Source organism: Streptomyces sp. NPDC097619, from assembly GCF_040302735.1.
Classification (GTDB): domain Bacteria; phylum Actinomycetota; class Actinomycetes; order Streptomycetales; family Streptomycetaceae; genus Streptomyces.
Window position 1 is genome coordinate 1 of the sequence record NZ_JBEOSD010000052.1, and the last position, 15206, is coordinate 15206.

The window sequence follows — 15206 nt, forward strand, 5'->3', positions numbered from 1 at the left end:
ATGAGTCGCCTGGACCAGATGCTGACGAGCATCCGCTTCCACGATCAGGTACTCCGTCACGGAGTGCGGGCCCACCGGCCGTTCGGGACCGTTCGGAGCGGTCGGAAGCGATCCGAGCGGTCGGAAGCGGTCGGGACCGGGTCGGGTCGTCGGGGCCGTTCGGCACCCGGTCGGGTCGTCGGATCCGTTCGCGCCGGACGACGGATCAGGCGGCCGGGGTCGCGGCCTCCTTGCGGCGGGCGAGGAAGCCCAGCGCCAGGTCGACGACGAGGAACACCACCAGGCTGATCCCGAGCAGCGGGACGAACCACCCGACCAGCGCGGTGACGGCGGCGAGCGGCAGGAGCGCCGTCACCGGCAGCTTGCGCCAGGCGCCCCGGGGCTGCGGGCGCCCGAAGGACAGGGTGCGGGCCTTGGTCGGGCGGCGCAGCCACCACATCCGGTAGCCCCAGAAGACCAGGAACATCACCGCGAGCGCGAGCGCCGCCAGGGCCAGCTGGTTGACCAGACCGAAGGTCAGGCCCATGTGCAGGTCGATGCCGAACCGGGTCAGCTTCGCGAGGAGCGGGTGGTCGGCGAAGCGGAGGGTGTCGATCACCTTGCCGTCGGCGGGGTCCACGGCCACCGCGTCGAACTGGACCGGGAACTCCTTGTCCTTCTCCTTCACCACGTACCCGTTGCCCTCGGAGGGCAGGGTGATCTGGACGTACGCGTCCACCCCGGCGGCGCGCGCCGACTCCAGGACCCGGTCCAGGCCCACGTCCGGACCCTTCGGGGTGGGGGCGGGGGCGCCGCCCCCATGGTGCCCGGCGTGCTCGTCACCGGCCGCGGCCGCTCCGTCGAGTGCGGCGCTGACCGTGGGGGTGGCCCCGCCGAGACCGTCCTGGACCCGGCCTATGTTCTCGCCCGCGTACGTGGACCAGGTCAGGCCGGTCGCCGAGAGCACGACCAGACCGGCGGTGGCCCACAGCCCGACGGTGGCGTGCCAGGACAGGGTGCGGCGACGGCCGGTGGCGGAGCGGTCGGGCAGCAGCAGCTCGGCGCGCCGCTTGCGGCGACGGCCGATCCACAGGGCGGCGCCGCCCAGGGCCACCACCCACATCCAGCTGGCGGCCAGTTCGCTGTAGATCCGGCCGGTCTCGCCGAGCTGGAGGTTGGCGTGCAGCCCGGAGAGCCAGGCGCGCAGCGGCAGAGCGTCCCCGGAGGTCTCCAGCTGCCCGCGCACCTCGGCGGTGTACGGGTCCACGAAGACGGTCAGGGTGCGGTCCTCGGCCGCCTCGGGGCTCTCCATGACCACGCGGGTGGTGGCCTCCCGCTCCGGGGCGGGCCAGACGGAGAGCACCTCACCGCTCGGGGCGGCGGCGGTCGCTGCGGCGACCTGCTCGGACAGCGGGCGGGTGGCGGCCCCCGCGGGGACCTCGTCCACGGTCAGCTCGTGGGCGTAGACGAGGTTCTCGGCCTGGTAGGAGAGGGCGTAGAGGAGGCCGGTGGTCGCGGCGAGGAACAGCAGGGGGGCGATCAGGAGGCCCGCGTAGAAGTGCAGGCGGAGGAGGAGGGGGCGGACCCCGGCCCAGGTACCGCCCGAGGACGGGGCGGCGGGGGCGGAGTCGGTGGTGTCAGCGTAGGTGTCGGTGCCGTCGGCCGCGCCGGTGGACGCGGCTTCGGTGCCGGTGCCGGTGCCGGCAGGGGTTCCGGTGGGGGTGTCGGCGGGGTCCGCTTCGGGGACGTGCCGGATCTCTTCGATGGCCATGATGGTCCTGGGTGTTGGCGAGGACATGGGAAACCGGCCCCAGGTCACGCCGGTTCGCCGGATCAGGCGCAGGCAGGACGGCCGGGGGCCGTGGTGCTCGGAACCAGGAGCGTGGGGGGCCCGCGCCGGACCAGGGCGTGGGCGGGTACCGCGCCGCGCAGCCGGTGCGGCCTGCGGCGGCGGGTACGGGGGCGGGGGGCGCGGCGGGGCGGGGCCGGTACGGCGGCGCCCACCAGGGCCAGGGCCCGCAGCAGCGGGCGGCCGGCGAGGACGCCGAGCGAACGCAGGGCGCGGGCCAGCCGGAAGACCGCGGCCTCGCCCCGGGCGAGCCAGAGGGCGCAGAACAGGGCGGCGAGCACGTGCACGGCGATCATCCCGAAGGTGCCGCCGTGCCCGGCCATGCCCGCCATCCCCGCCATGTCGGTCATCCCGGCGGTGTCGGGCAGCGCGGCGGTGCCGTGTGACAGGTCGAGGTGCGGTGCCGCATGTGACATGTCGGAGTGCGGTGCCGCATGTGACATACCGCCGTGCCCCGTACCGGCGGCCAGGTCCGAGTGGGGCGGTGCGGGCGCCGTACCCCCGTGGCCGGCGTGCCCGGCGTGCGCGGGGCCTCCCCCGGCCGCGGCCGTTCCGGTTCCGCCGCCGGGGGCCCGTTCCACACGGGCGAAGAGCAGGTGGAGCACGCCCTGGGCGGCCAGCAGCGCGGCGCCGATCGACAGGGGTCCGCGGCGGCGGCCGGCGGCCGCTCCGGCGACGGCCGTCGTCACCGCGAAGGCGCCCAGAAGCACCCCGATCGGAAGATCGTGCCCGGACATGTGCGAATGCCCCACAGCGGCCAAGGTGGTGCACACCGCCGCGAACATCGCGGCCCGTACGGTGCGCAACGGCGGCCGGGGGTCTGTCATGGTCCGCACATGCTCCCATCCCGGGGCGGTGACCCCGTAGCCGGGTACCCGCTGTGCCGTCCCCGCGATCATGGCCGATCATGATCGGGTGACTCCCTTACTGATGGGCCCGGTGTACGCGGGCGGGGTGCAGCTCGGCGCCTGGGCGCTGGAGCGGCTGGAGCCGGCGGAGCGGACCCGGATACTGCGCGGCTGCTCGACCAATGTCGACAATCTGGCGGCGGGCCGCTGGGACACCCTGGTGAGCAGCGCCTTCGTGGTCGAGGAGCCGATGCCGTTGGCGTACGCGCTGCTGCTGCTCGCGGTGCTCGGGTACGCGGAGTACGCGTACGGGGCCTGGTGGACGGCCGGGGTCTTCCTGCTCGGGCACGCCGGGGCCACCCTGTTGGTGTACGGGGGGCTGCGGGCGGCGCGGCCGGGGGCGGCCACCCGCCGGGCCGTGGACGTGGGCACGAGCTACGGGCTCCTGGCCGTGCTCGGGGCGCTGACCTCGGCCCTTCCGTTCGGGTCGGCGCGGTGGACGGTGCGGGCGGGGCTGCTGGCCCTGTCGGCCCGGCCGGTGGCGGCGCGCACCCGGAGCTTCACCGACGCGGGCCACCTGGCGGCGCTGGTCCTCGGGATCGGGGTGTCGCTGGCGGTCGATTACCGTTGCCGCAGGCACATATTCGACGGCTGAAATCCCCTCAGACCCTCACACAACGCTGGAGACGCTCCGATGACCGCCACTCCCTCCACCACCGTCGCCAACCTCCGCGACCTGGGCGGGACCCCGCTCTCCGGCGGCCGTACCGTCCGCTCCGGGCTGGTGCTGCGCTCCGGGCAGCTCGACCGGATGGATCCGGCCAAGGACCCGGCGGTGGCCGGGCTGGGCCTGCGCACGGTGGTCGACTTCCGCACCGACGCCGAGCGCGGGGACTACCCGGACCGGGTGCCCGAGGGCGCGCGGCTGCTGGTGGCCAACGTGCTGGCGGACCGGATCGCCTCCGGGGAGATGCCGGCCGCGGCGCAGCTGAAGCACCTGCTGGGGGACCCGGTCGTGGCCGAGCGCGAGCTGGGCGGCGGCAAGGCGACGGCGCTCTTCGAGAAGACGTATCGATTCTTCGTCTCCTCGGCCTCCGGTCGGGCCGCGTACCGGACCCTGCTGCTGGAGCTGGCCGACCCGGAGGCGGGCCCGCTGCTCTTCCACTGCACCGCGGGCAAGGACCGCACCGGCTGGGGCGCGACCGTGATCCTCGCCCTGCTCGGCGCCGACGAGGAGACCCTCATGGCCGAGTACCTCTCGGTGAACCCGGCGGTGAAGCAGGCGTTCGCGCCGATGATCGAGGGCTTCACGGCCGCCGGTGGCGACCCGGAGATCGCGCTGGCGCTCATCGGGGTGTACCCCTCCTACCTGGAGGCCGCCCTCGACGAGGCCGCGACCCGGTACGGCTCCCTGGAGAAGTACGTGCGCGAGGGCCTGGGCGTCCCCGACGAGGCCGTGGCCGCCCTCCGCGCCCGCCTGACCGCCTGACCGCCCGCCCCGTGAGGGGCCGGACCGTTCCGCCGTCGTGCCGTTCCGCCGCCCGGCCGCCCGGCGAACCGTTTCGCGGGCCGGGGGCGGGGCGCGGTGACCATCGGCGGGGGCGCTCGTTCTGCTGGACGTGACCGTCCCGGAAGCCGCCACCCGCCCCGCGCCCGCCGCCGAACCCGGCCTCGTCGACGTCGAGCGCGCCGAGGCCGCCATCGTCGAGCACTACCCGCGGCTGGTGCGCCTCGGCTACCTGGTGCTCCCGCCCGCGCTGGGCCGCAACCGGCGGGTCCTCACCGCCCACGCGCTCGCGCAGCGCGCCCTCCCTCCGGGCCGCGGCGGCACCGCCCCGCTCCCGGCCCCGCGGCAGGGCGACGCGGCGGGCGGCGGGCCGGTCGCGGCGGGACCGGGGTACGCGTACGTCCGGCTGCGGGTGCTCAAGACGGCCCTGCAGGCCGGGGTCCCGCTGACCTTCCGGGCGCTCCCCCGCCGGGCCCAGCTGCCGACCGTGCTGCCCCAGGTGTGGGGGCTGCGGCTGTTCCCGCGCTCCGGCGGGGCCGAGGAACTGGCCCTGGACCAGCGGCTGTCCGCGCTCAGCGGGCCCGGTCGGGCCGCCCTGGTGCTGCGCCGGCTGGAGCGGCTGGACGGGCCGGAGGTGCTGCGGACCCTCGCCGAGGCCGGTGTGGCCGATCCCGAGGCGGCCCGCGCGGAGGCGGACGCGGCCGAGGCCGCCGGCCCGGTCCCCGAAGGGCTCCTGGACTCCCCCGAGTTCGATCCCTGCGTGCTCCAGGCGCGCCCCACCGACCTGATGCGCCGCCGGTCCTGGCTGAAGGCGGGCGCCGCGGCCCTGGCCGCCGCCGTCGCATGCGGGGCGCTGCTGGGCCTGCCGGGTGACGGCTGGGGCACGGACGGGGCGGCGGCGCCGCCGTACGCCCGGAACACCGCGGCCGAACGCGCCCTGGACCCGGCCCTGCTGACCCGGGCCGCCCCGGCCGCCTGGCGGACCGCCTCCCGGGCCGGGTTCGCGGCCTGGCCCGCCCGCGGCGGGCGGGTCGGGGACCGGGCGCTGCTGCGGAGGGCCTTGGCGGTGTGGGCGCGGCCGGGGTCCACGGTGCAGGTCTCGGCCACCCCGGGCACTCCGTCGGGGCCGCCGATGGGCCCGCCGCAGCTGCTGTACGCGGGTGAGCTGGACCAGGCCGTGGTGGTGCTGATGTACGACGGACTGCGGGTGGTCCGGTACGCCGAGCCGGCCGTCTCCACGGCGGGCGCGGCCCTGGACTTCGCCCGGACCGACGCGGCCGTGGCCGAGACCGCGGCGGCCCTGGTGGTGAGCCGGGTGGACGGCAACGTCCGCTACCTGGCGGCGCCCTGGGTACGGGCCGCGGCGGTGCGGGACCTGATCGACCCGGAGGCGGGCCCGGAGCCGCTGGCCCTCGCGGCGGACGGGGTGACCGCTCCGGTCCGGGCGCCCGCGCTGACGGGGGCCTGCACCACGTGGAGCGCCATGGCCCTGACCATGGACCCGGCGGTGAGCACCGACGCCGTGCGGACCGTGGGCACCCCGGAGGTGCTGGTCACCGACCTCGGGGAGCTGACCCCGGCCCGGCTCACCTCCGGCCTGCCGGGCGCCCCGCACGGGGTGACGGCGGAGGCGGACCTGGCGCGCTGGGCCGGTACCGCCTGCCTGCTGCCCGCGGCCCGTTCGCACGGGGTGCGCTCGGTGAACTCCTGGGGCTACGCCCGGCAGCCGCTGCCGGAGCAGAACGGGACCGCGGAGTGGGTGTGCACCCGGGCCGAGACCTGGCGGGGCGCCGCGGACCGGGTGATGGCCCAGTTCCACGCGCCGGGGGCGCAGACCGGGGCGCTGGCGGCCCGCGCGGAGGACTCGGCGGCCTGCGGGCCCCGGGAGCCGCAGGTGCTGGCCGGGGTGATGTGGAAGTCGCGGGCGGGCAAGTGGTTCCTGTTGGCGGCGGGCGGCGGTCCGGTGGAGTCGGTGACGGCGAGCGGGGGCGTGACCGGTTCCGCGGAGGACCGGCTGCTGTCGGTACCGGCGGCGCCGGGGGCGCGTGCGGAGCTGTCGGGGCGGTTGAAGGATGGTCGGGCGGTGGGCGTGCTCCGTTAGCCTCGGGGTCGGTGCGCAGGTCCGGGACGGGGCGCGCCGGGTGGGCGCGGTGGGGCCGGGGTCGGCGCGGAGCTACCGGGCGGTACGGGACAGCGGTGTCACGGGACTGTTGCTTTCGGGGTACCCGTCAGTACATTGACGCCATGTCTAATACGCAGCCCGCTCCGGTGGCGTCCGAGCACATCGGGCTCAAGGCCCGCAAGGTGTCCTTCGCGTGGGACGACACCCCGCTGCACTGGCTCCCCGGCCACCCCTTCGCCACGCACACCATGAATGTGCTGCACCTGCTCCTGCCCGCCGGTGAGCGCTGGTTCGTACACGTCTACAAGCAGGTCCTGCCGTACATCACCGACGACCGGCTGCGCGAGGACGTCATCGGCTTCATCGGGCAGGAGGCCATGCACGCCGCCGCCCACGACGAGGTCCTCCCCCACCTCAAGCGGCTCGGCCTCGACCCCACCCCGTACACCGCCCAGGTGGACTGGATGTTCGAGAAGCTGCTCGGGGACCGCACGCTGCCGCCCGGCAAGGCCCGCGAGTGGTGGCTGATGGAGCGGGTCGCGATGATCGCCGCCATCGAGCACTACACCGCCTTCCTCGGCAACTGGGTGCTCAACGCCGAGGAACTGGACCGCCGCGGCGCCGACCCGGTCATGCTCGACCTGCTGCGCTGGCACGGCGCCGAGGAGGTCGAGCACCGCTCCGTCGCCTTCGAGCTCTTCATGCACGTGGACGGCAGCTACCGGCGCCGGGCCCGCACCTGGGCCGCCGGCTTCGGCGCGCTCGTCTTCCTCTGGCAGCGCGGCGCCCGCTTCTTCATGGAGAACGACCCCACCCTCACCGGGGCCAAGGCGTCCGTGGCCCAGTTCGTCCGGGACGGCCAACAGGGCGTGCTGCCCTCCACCCCGGCGATGCTGCGCTCCATACCCCGCTACCTGTCCCGGGCGTACCACCCCTCCCAGGAGGGGTCCACCGCGCAGGCCGCCGCCTACCTGGCCTCCTCCCCCGGCGCGAACGGGGGCCACTGACATGCCCCGCGCGCTCACCCTCGCCGTGGTCACCGGCGGCGCCTGGCTGGCCCGCCGGGCCCTGCGCGAGCGGGTCCGCCGGTCCCCGCTGTGGCCGCTGCCCGCCCTGGAGCAGCCGATCTCCGGGCACTCCGCCCGCCGCACCCTGCGGGCCCGGGTGGCCGCCCGCACCGAGCCCGCCGCGGGCGTGGTCCGGCTCCGGCTCACCGCCCCCGACCTGCCCGCCTGGACCCCGGGCGCCCACGTGGACCTGCTGCTGCCCTCCGGGCTGGTCCGGCAGTACTCGCTGTGCGGGGACCCGGCCGACACCGGCGGCTACGAGATCGCCGTCCGGCTCATCGAGGACGGCCGGGGCGGCTCCCGCGAGGTGCACGCCCTCGCCGAGGGCGACCAGGTGACCCTGCGACCGCCCCGCAACCGCTTCGAACTCGCCGACGCGCCCCGGCACGTGTTCGTCGCGGGCGGCATCGGCATCACCCCCGTGCTGCCCATGCTGCGCGCCCTGGGCCCGGAGGCGGACTGGACCCTGCTGTACGGGGGCCGGTCCCGCGCCACCATGCCCTTCCTGTCCGAACTGGCCCGGTACGGGGACCGGGTGAAGGTGTGCCCGGAGGACGAGGCGGGGCTGCCCGACCTGTCCTTCCTGGCCGCCGTGGAGCCCGGTACGGCCGTGCACGCCTGCGGGCCCGAGCCGCTGACGGCGGCCGTGCGCGCCGCGCTGCCGGCGGAGGTGCCGCTGCTCCTGGAGCGGTTCACCCCCGCCCCGCCGGCGGCCGCGGCCCCCTTCACCGTGGAACTCGCCCGTTCCGGCCGGGTGGTGGCGGTGGCCGCGGACGAGTCGACCCTGACCGCCGTGCGCCGGGTGCTGCCGGCCACGCCGTACTCCTGCGAGCAGGGCTTCTGCGGGACCTGCCGGCACCGGGTGCTCTCCGGCGCGGTGGAGCACCGCGACGAGTTGCTGACCGACGCCGAACGCGCCGACTCCCTGTTGCTGTGCGTCTCCCGCGCGCGCGGGGAACGGCTGGTCCTCGACCTGTAGCCGCCGGTCACGGGGCCTGTGGCCGGGGGGCGGGGGCTCGGTAGGGTGGTTCACATGACAACCAATGTGCGACGCAGGATGGGTGTCGAGGAGCGGCGGCAACAGCTGATCGGGGTCGCGCTGGAGTTGTTCAGTCACCGGTCGCCCGACGAGGTGTCCATCGACGAGATCGCGGCCGCCGCCGGGATCTCCCGGCCGCTGGTCTACCACTACTTCCCCGGCAAGCAGAGCCTGTACGAGGCGGCGTTGCGGCGGGCCGCCGACGAGTTGGCGGCCCGCTTCCAGGAGCCGCACGAGGGGCCGCTCGGGGAGCGCCTCCAGCGGGTGATGGAGCGGTACTTCGCCTTCGTGGAGGAGCACGGGCCGGGGTTCTCGGCCCTGATGCGGGGCGGTCCGGCGGCCGGCAGCAGCCGGACCAACGCCATGATCGACGAGGTGCGGCAGGCCGCCTACGAGCAGATCCTCGACCACCTGGGGATCACGGACCCGCCGGCCCGGCTCACGCTGGTGGTGCGGTCCTGGGTGTCGCTCGCGGAGTCCACGGCCCTGCTCTGGCTGGACGGACGGGAGATACCCCGCGCGGAGCTGGAACTCCAGCTCGTGCACGACTTCGCGGCGCTGATGGCGGTGAGCGCGGCCTACGACCCGGAGATGGCGGCCATCGTGGTGGCCATGCTGGCGGGCGAGCCGGCGGACGGACCCTTCACCGAACTGGCGTCGCGGCTGGGGGCACTGGCCGGCCACGGGATAATCCCCGCGTGATCATTGACGACGGGTTGTTGTTCCGGCGGGCCGCGGAGAAGGACACCGGGACGCTCGTGGCCCTCTACGACGGGGCCGCTCGGTGGATGCGGACGCGCGGGATCGACCAGTGGAAGGCCGGGGAGAAGGACGCCGCCCATTTCCTGGCGCGGATGCGGGACGGCGAGGTGTGGCTGGCCGGGGACTCCGACGGGCGGATCTGCGGGGCCTACGAGCTGTGGTGGTCCGACGAGGAGGCCTGGGGGGTGCAGCCGCCGGTGGCGGGGTACGTGCACCGGCTGATGGTGGACCGCTCGGTGGCGCCGGCGGGGACCGGACGACGGCTGTTGGACCACGCGGAGCGGCGGATCGCCCGGACCCGGCGGGAACGGGCCCGGCTGGACTGCCAGTCCACCAACCCTCACCTGCTGGAGTACTACCGGGGCGCCGGCTACCGGGTGGTCGGCGAGTTCCCGCACAAGGTGGGCCAGGACGGGCGCGTGTACGGGGTGATCCTGCTGGAGAAGCGGCTCGACGTGCTGCGGCGCCTGGACGGCGGCTCCACGGAGGTCTGACGGCCGGCCGGTGCGGGACGGTGCGATGTGAACCACCACAGCGCGGTGTGACCCACCACGGTGCAGTGTCACGTACGGCATTGCCGTGTGACGTACTGCACCGTGGTGGGTCGGGCGGGACCGGTCCCGGGTCAGCGGCGGGTGAACACCGCCACGGTGCGGGCCGGCACGGTGAAGGTGCCCGTGGCCCGGTCGTACCGGGAGCCCTTCACCACCGGATCGGTGCCCGCGGCCTGGAGCGGGTGCAGGCGGTAGGGCTTGCCGGAGAGCGCGGGCACGCTCTGGGTGCGCTCCTCGGGGCCGGCGTTCAGGACCACGAGGAGGTCACCGAGGGCCATGGTGACCGTGCCCGGGGTCTCCTCGGGACCGGAGAGCGGGAAGGACAGCCGCTCCTGGACCTGCGCGGCGGTGGTGAGCGCGAAGTCCGGCTCGGTGGCGCGGATCTTCAGCAGGGTGCGGTAGGCGGCGGAGGCCGCGGTGATCTCGGCGCAGCCGGGGGCCGGCGCGGTCAGCAGCGGTTTGGCGTAGGGCCACTTGGCCTTGTTGTCGGCGGCCGGGGGCAGGCCGCGGCCGAAGCCGTTGCCGTCGCGGCAGTCCCAGTGGATCGCGTTGAACCAGTCGCCGCTGTCGTAGGAGTTGCGGTCCAGGGACTTGGAGCGCAGCAGGTCGGTGCCCGCCTGGGAGAGCACCGGGCCCTGCGAGAGCGCGGCGGTGGCCTGGGCCAGGACCTGCATGCGGGCCTTGTCCGCGGCCGTGGTGTCGGCCGGCAGTTTGAAGCTCAGGGCGTCGTAGAGGGTCTCGTTGTCGTGGGCGTCGGCGTAGGCGAGGGCGTCGCCGGGGGCGGCGGCGTAGCCGGCCGGCGAGCCGTTGTAGTCGACCTCGGCGCCGGTGACCCGGCGGCCCGAGGTGTCGGTGAAGGCGTACTCGGCGAGGTTGCCGGAGAGGCCGACCTTCACCAGGTCCTGGGCGTGCAGGAGGCGGGCCTTCTGCTCCGCGGGGGTGCCGTTGGCGGGGGCGCCGTTGGGGTCGGTGAACAGGCCGCTGGCGAAGCCCTGGACGCGCGGGTCCTCGTCGAAGGGGCCGCCGCCGCGCAGGGCGTCGCGGGCCCGGTCGGAGAAGGTGGCCACGCCGGTGCCGGCCATGTTCTTCTGGGTGGCCTGTACGAAGCGGGCGTCGTCGGCGATCTCCCCGAAGTTCCAGCCCTCCCCGTAGAGGACGATCTTCTTGCCGTCCACGCCGTCGCGGGCCGGGGTGAGGGCGTCGAGGGCCTTGCGGACGGCCAGGATGTTGGCCTTGGGGTGGTGGCCCATGAGGTCGAAGCGGAAACCGTCGATCTTGTACTCGCGGGCCCAGGTGACCACGGAGTCCACGACCAGGCGGCCCATCATCGCGTTCTCGGGGGCGGTGTTGGCGCAGCAGGTGGAGGTGGCGGTGCTGCCGTCGGCGAGGAGCCGCTGGTAGTAGCCGGGCACGATCCGGTCCAGTACGGACTTCTCGTCCTGCCCGGCGGCCACGGTGTGGTTGTAGACCACGTCCATCACGGTGCGCAGACCGGCGCCGTTGATGCCCTGGACCATGCGCCGGAACTCGACGGTGCGGGCGGTGCCCTCGGGGTCGGTGGCGTAGGAGCCCTCGGGGACGGTGTAGTGCAGGGGGTCGTAGCCCCAGTTGTAGGAGTCCTTGGCGGCGGCCGCGGCGACGCAGGCCTGCTGTTCCTCGGAGTCGGGGGCGTACACGGTGAGGTCGCAGGCCGGTTCGGTGCGGTCGGCGGGCTTCTCCGGGATGGTGCCGATGTCGAAGACGGGCAGCAGGTGGAGGTAGTTGGTGCCGGAGCGGGTGAGGTCGCGGAGGTGGCGCATGCCGGCGGAGCCGGTCTCGGTGAAGGCCAGGTAGCCGCCGCGGTGGCCGGCGGTCCGGTCGGCGACGGAGAAGTCGCGGACGTGGAGTTCCTGGATCCGGGCCTGGGAGATGCCGGGGGCCGCGGGCTTCTTCAGGGTGGACCAGCCGGGGGGCCGGAGGGTCGGGTCGGTGAGGTCCACGGCGAGGCTGCGGGCGGAGTCGGTGGTCAGGGCGGTGGAGTAGGGGTCGGTGACCAGGTTGGTGACGGTGCGGCCGGCGGCGGGGGCCCAGACGGTGACGGCGTAGCGGTAGGGCTTGCCGCGCCAGGCGCGCGGGCCGGTGGCGGTCCAGGTGCCGGTGGCCTCGTCGCGGCGCATCGGCAGGGTGCGGCCGTCCAGTTCGAGGGCGACCGCTCGGGCGGTCGGGGCCCAGACGGAGAGCGTCACCCCGGTGGGGCCGAAGACCGGTCCGAGCGGGGCGGTGGTGGCGTACAGGTCGTCGAGGACACCGGCGAGCTGGACGCCGGTGGCGGCGAGGAGGGCGCCGTTGGCGGCGCGGGCGGTGGCGGCGAGTTGGCCGCGCAGGGCGGTGCGGACCCGGTCGCGGTCGCGGGGGTCGACGGTGAAGGCCCGGCCGGCGGCCAGGTGCGGGAACTTCGCCTTCTGGGCCTCGGTCAGCGTGGTGCCGTTGAGGCGCAGGAGGTGGGCGTTGCCGGTGACGGTGCCGTTCCCGGTCTTGAGGGAGCCGTCGGCGGAGGCGAGGAGCTGTGCGGAGGCGGCGGTCCCGGGGGCGTCCCAGACGAGGGTGGAGCGGTCGATCCAGACGGCGCGGGACCTGGTCAGGTCGAGGGCGGCGGCGGAGCCGGCGGGTTGCGGGAGGAGGTACTTCTCCTTGCCGGCGAGCATCCAGACCTCGTGGCCGGTGGCCTTCAGGTCCAGGGACTGGTCGGCGGGCAGGTCCTTCTCGTCGCCCTTGTGGAGGATGTAGGAGAGGGAGCTCGCGCCGGGGGCGAGGGGGACCTCGTAGACGGCGCCGTAGCTGTCGGTGCGGACGGGCAGGAGGGGCCGGGACCAGTCGGTGGGGTTCGCGGCCCCGGTCCAGACGTGCAGGCCCCAGCCCTCGTAGGCGCCGTCGGAGCGCTGGTAGTGGAGGACGGCCTTGGTGGTGTCCTGCGGGGGCTGTGCGGGGCGTTCGGTGCGGACGGTCTCCTTGCCCTGTTCGAGCCAGATCTCGCCGGTGCGGGTGAGGTCGATGGTGCGGTCGGCGGGGACGTCCTTGGTGCCGTCCTTGTCGACGACGAGGTAGCCGACGGAGGTGGCGCCGGGCTTGAGGCGGACGTGGGCGAAGGCGCCGTAGGCGTCGCGGCCGGTGAAGGGGCGGCCCTCGGGCCAGGGGCCGATCTCGCCGTCGGCGACGTCGCCCCAGGCGTACAGGCGCCAGTCGGAGTAGTCGCCGTCGGGGCGGTTGTAGTGGACCACGGCGTAGTCGCGCTGGGTGGCGGTGGGGACCTCCTTCGGCGGGACGGCGCCCGCGGTGGAGGCGGCGAGGGCGCTTCCGGTGCGGCCGGAGGAGTCGACGGCGACGGCCTTGTAGCGCAGGGGTGTGCCGGGTGACGTGGCAATGTGCTGTGTCACCTTGTACGGCGCGTGGTCGGCGGAGCCGAGGACCTGCCAGGGGCCGTCACCGACCTGGGCGGCGAACACCACGCGGTTGAGGCCGCCGCCGGTGACCGTGGCGGAGACCTCGACGGTGCCGGTGGCGCCGGGGGCCGGGGCCTTGAGCGTCGGCTCCGGAGCGGCGGTGGGGGCGGCGAGGGGGCCCTCGGCACGGAGGACGAGGGAGCCCAGGGCGGGCACCGTGACGGTCAGCTTGCCGTCGGCGGCGGAGCGGACGGTGCCGGAGCCGCCGTAGAGGGTCCGGAAGTCGCTGCCCGCGGCGCTGTCCACGGGGATCTCGACGGTGCGGGGGGCGTCGGCGTTGTTGACGGCGACGAGGTATTCGGCGCGGGAGTAGGCGTCGGTGCGGGTGAAGGCGTAGACGGAGTCGCCGCCGCCGGTGGCGGCGCGTTCGGTCTGGACGCCGTCGCGGAGCGCGGGGTGCGCCTTGGTGAGGCGGGACAGGGCGGCGATCTGCCGGTAGAGGGGGTGTGCGGGGTCGTAGGCGTCGCTCGCGTGGGTGCGGTCGGTGCCGAGCTGGTCGTCGTCGAGGTAGTCGGCGGTGCGCGAGGCGAAGAGGCTCTGGCGGGCGTCCTTGTCGCCGCCCGCGCCGGTGAAGCCCTGCTCGTCCCCGTAGTAGACGACCGGGTTGCCGCGGGAGAGGAACATCAGCTCGTTGGCGAGGCGGTAGCGGGAGAGCAGTTCCGCCTCCCCGGCCTGCGGGCGGTCCTGGCGGAGGAAGGTGCCGAACCGGCCCATGTCGTGGTTGCCGAGGAAGGTCACCTGTTCGTAGGCGTTGGCCTTGTCGGTGGTGTACCGGTGGTCCTCGGCGAAGACGGCCGAGAGGCGGGAGGCGGGTCCGCCCTGGGAGGCGTAGCCGCGGACGGCTTCCTGGAGCGGGAAGTCCAGGGTGGAGTCGAGGCGGCCGCGGGTCACGTACGGGGCGGTGACCGCCGGGTCGGCGGAGTAGACCTCGCCGAACATGAAGAAGTCGGGGCGTCCCCGCTGCGCGGCGTAGCGGTCCAGGGCGGTGGCCCACTGGGTCCAGAACTCGGTGTCGACGTGCTTCACGGTGTCGATGCGGAAGCCGTCGATCTTGAAGTCCCGGACCCACTTCTTGTAGATCTCGGCCATGCCGTCGACGACCTCGGGGCGTTCGGTCCACAGGTCGTCGAGGCCGACGAAGTCGCCCTGGTCGGAGGATTCCCCGGCGAAGGTGGAGTCGCCGCGGTTGTGGTACATCGTGGGGTCGTTGAGCCAGGCGGGGACCTTGAGGTTCTTCTTGGCCTCGGGGACCACCGGGGTGCGGGGGAATGAGCCGCGGTCGACGGCGGGGAAGGGCTTCTTGCCGTCGGCGTAGTCGGCGTCGTCGAAGGGGACGCCGTCGGCGGTCAGGTAGGGGAAGGCTCCCTTGGAGAGGTACTGGTAGGACTTCTCCTCGTAATCGACCACGTCGGCGGTGTGGTTGGTGATGACGTCGAAGAAGACCTTCATGCCCTTGCGGTGGGCCGCGTCGATCAGGGTGCGGAGGTCGTCGTTGGTGCCGAAGTGCGGGTCGACCTGCGTGAAGTCGGTGATCCAGTAGCCGTGGTAGCCGGCGGAGGCGTCCTTGCCGGTGCCCTGGACGGGCTGGTTCTTGAAGATCGGGGCCAGCCAGATGGCGGTGGTGCCCAGGCCCTTGACGTAGTCGAGCCGGTCCTTGAGGCCCTTGAGGTCGCCGCCCTGGTAGAAGCCCTTGTCGGTGGGGTCGAGGCCGGTCTCCAGGCGGGTGCCGGTGAGTCCGCCGCGGTCGTTGGATCGGTCGCCGTTGGCGAAGCGGTCGGGCAGGACGAAGTAGAACTGCTCCCGGGTCAGGTCGTGCCGGGCGGGTTGGGCGGCGAGGCGGGCGTCCGAGGGCGGGGCCGGCGGCGCGGCCGCGGCCGCCGGGAGGGCGGGCGCGAGCGTCGCGGCCAGCGCGGCGGCGACGAGTCCCGCGGCGCTGCGCAGGGCTGGGCGTATCACGGCAGGTGCTCCTTGCGGGGGCTGGTGTGTCCGGCGGGTGCGGG

The 15206-nt window shown here is 74.6% G+C and carries 10 protein-coding genes; 7 read left to right on the plus strand and 3 right to left on the minus strand.

The genetic code is table 11. The annotated features are described in order from the left end of the window. Positions 1-205 precede the first annotated feature (205 nt). The gene (locus ABTZ17_RS16650; RefSeq protein WP_352196347.1) at positions 206-1750 is read right to left on the minus strand and encodes a PepSY-associated TM helix domain-containing protein; all 1545 of its coding nucleotides are present in this window, start codon (positions 1748-1750) and stop codon (positions 206-208) included. A gap of 62 nt (positions 1751-1812) precedes the next feature. Continuing rightward, the gene (locus ABTZ17_RS16655; RefSeq protein WP_352196348.1) at positions 1813-2655 is read right to left on the minus strand and encodes a hypothetical protein; all 843 of its coding nucleotides are present in this window, start codon (positions 2653-2655) and stop codon (positions 1813-1815) included. A gap of 88 nt (positions 2656-2743) precedes the next feature. Between ABTZ17_RS16655 and ABTZ17_RS16660 the strand changes: the two genes are divergently transcribed. The 7 genes from ABTZ17_RS16660 to ABTZ17_RS16690 all read left to right on the plus strand — a co-directional run bounded on the left by ABTZ17_RS16660 (position 2744) and on the right by ABTZ17_RS16690 (position 9667). Then, complete coding sequence (locus ABTZ17_RS16660; RefSeq protein WP_352196349.1) at positions 2744-3331, plus strand: rhomboid-like protein; 588 nt, start codon at positions 2744-2746, stop codon at positions 3329-3331. Positions 3332-3370: 39 nt separating this feature from the next. After that, positions 3371-4165, plus strand: coding sequence for a tyrosine-protein phosphatase (locus ABTZ17_RS16665; RefSeq protein ID WP_352196350.1), 795 nt, complete (start codon positions 3371-3373; stop codon positions 4163-4165). A 130-nt stretch (positions 4166-4295) separates the two neighbouring features. Next, positions 4296-6284 carry a hypothetical protein gene (locus tag ABTZ17_RS16670; RefSeq protein WP_352196351.1) on the plus strand — a complete coding sequence of 663 codons (1989 nt, stop codon included), beginning with the start codon at positions 4296-4298 and terminating at the stop codon, positions 6282-6284. A 143-nt stretch (positions 6285-6427) separates the two neighbouring features. Next, positions 6428-7312: a metal-dependent hydrolase gene (locus tag ABTZ17_RS16675; protein WP_352196352.1), complete on the plus strand. Its 885-nt coding sequence runs from the start codon at positions 6428-6430 to the stop codon at positions 7310-7312. 1 nt (position 7313) lies between these two features. Continuing rightward, positions 7314-8351, plus strand: coding sequence for a PDR/VanB family oxidoreductase (locus ABTZ17_RS16680; RefSeq protein WP_352196353.1), 1038 nt, complete (start codon positions 7314-7316; stop codon positions 8349-8351). Positions 8352-8405: 54 nt separating this feature from the next. Next, complete coding sequence (locus tag ABTZ17_RS16685; RefSeq protein ID WP_352196354.1) at positions 8406-9113, plus strand: TetR/AcrR family transcriptional regulator; 708 nt, start codon at positions 8406-8408, stop codon at positions 9111-9113. Further along, the gene (locus ABTZ17_RS16690) at positions 9110-9667 is read left to right on the plus strand and encodes a GNAT family N-acetyltransferase (RefSeq protein ID WP_352196355.1); all 558 of its coding nucleotides are present in this window, start codon (positions 9110-9112) and stop codon (positions 9665-9667) included. The genes ABTZ17_RS16685 and ABTZ17_RS16690 overlap by 4 nt, the downstream gene beginning before the upstream one ends. A 131-nt stretch (positions 9668-9798) precedes the next feature. On the opposite strand, the gene pulA is transcribed toward ABTZ17_RS16690, so the two are convergent. Further along, positions 9799-15162 carry a pullulanase-type alpha-1,6-glucosidase gene (pulA, locus tag ABTZ17_RS16695; protein WP_502994704.1) on the minus strand — a complete coding sequence of 1788 codons (5364 nt, stop codon included), beginning with the start codon at positions 15160-15162 and terminating at the stop codon, positions 9799-9801. Between the last annotated feature and the right edge of the window lie 44 nt (positions 15163-15206).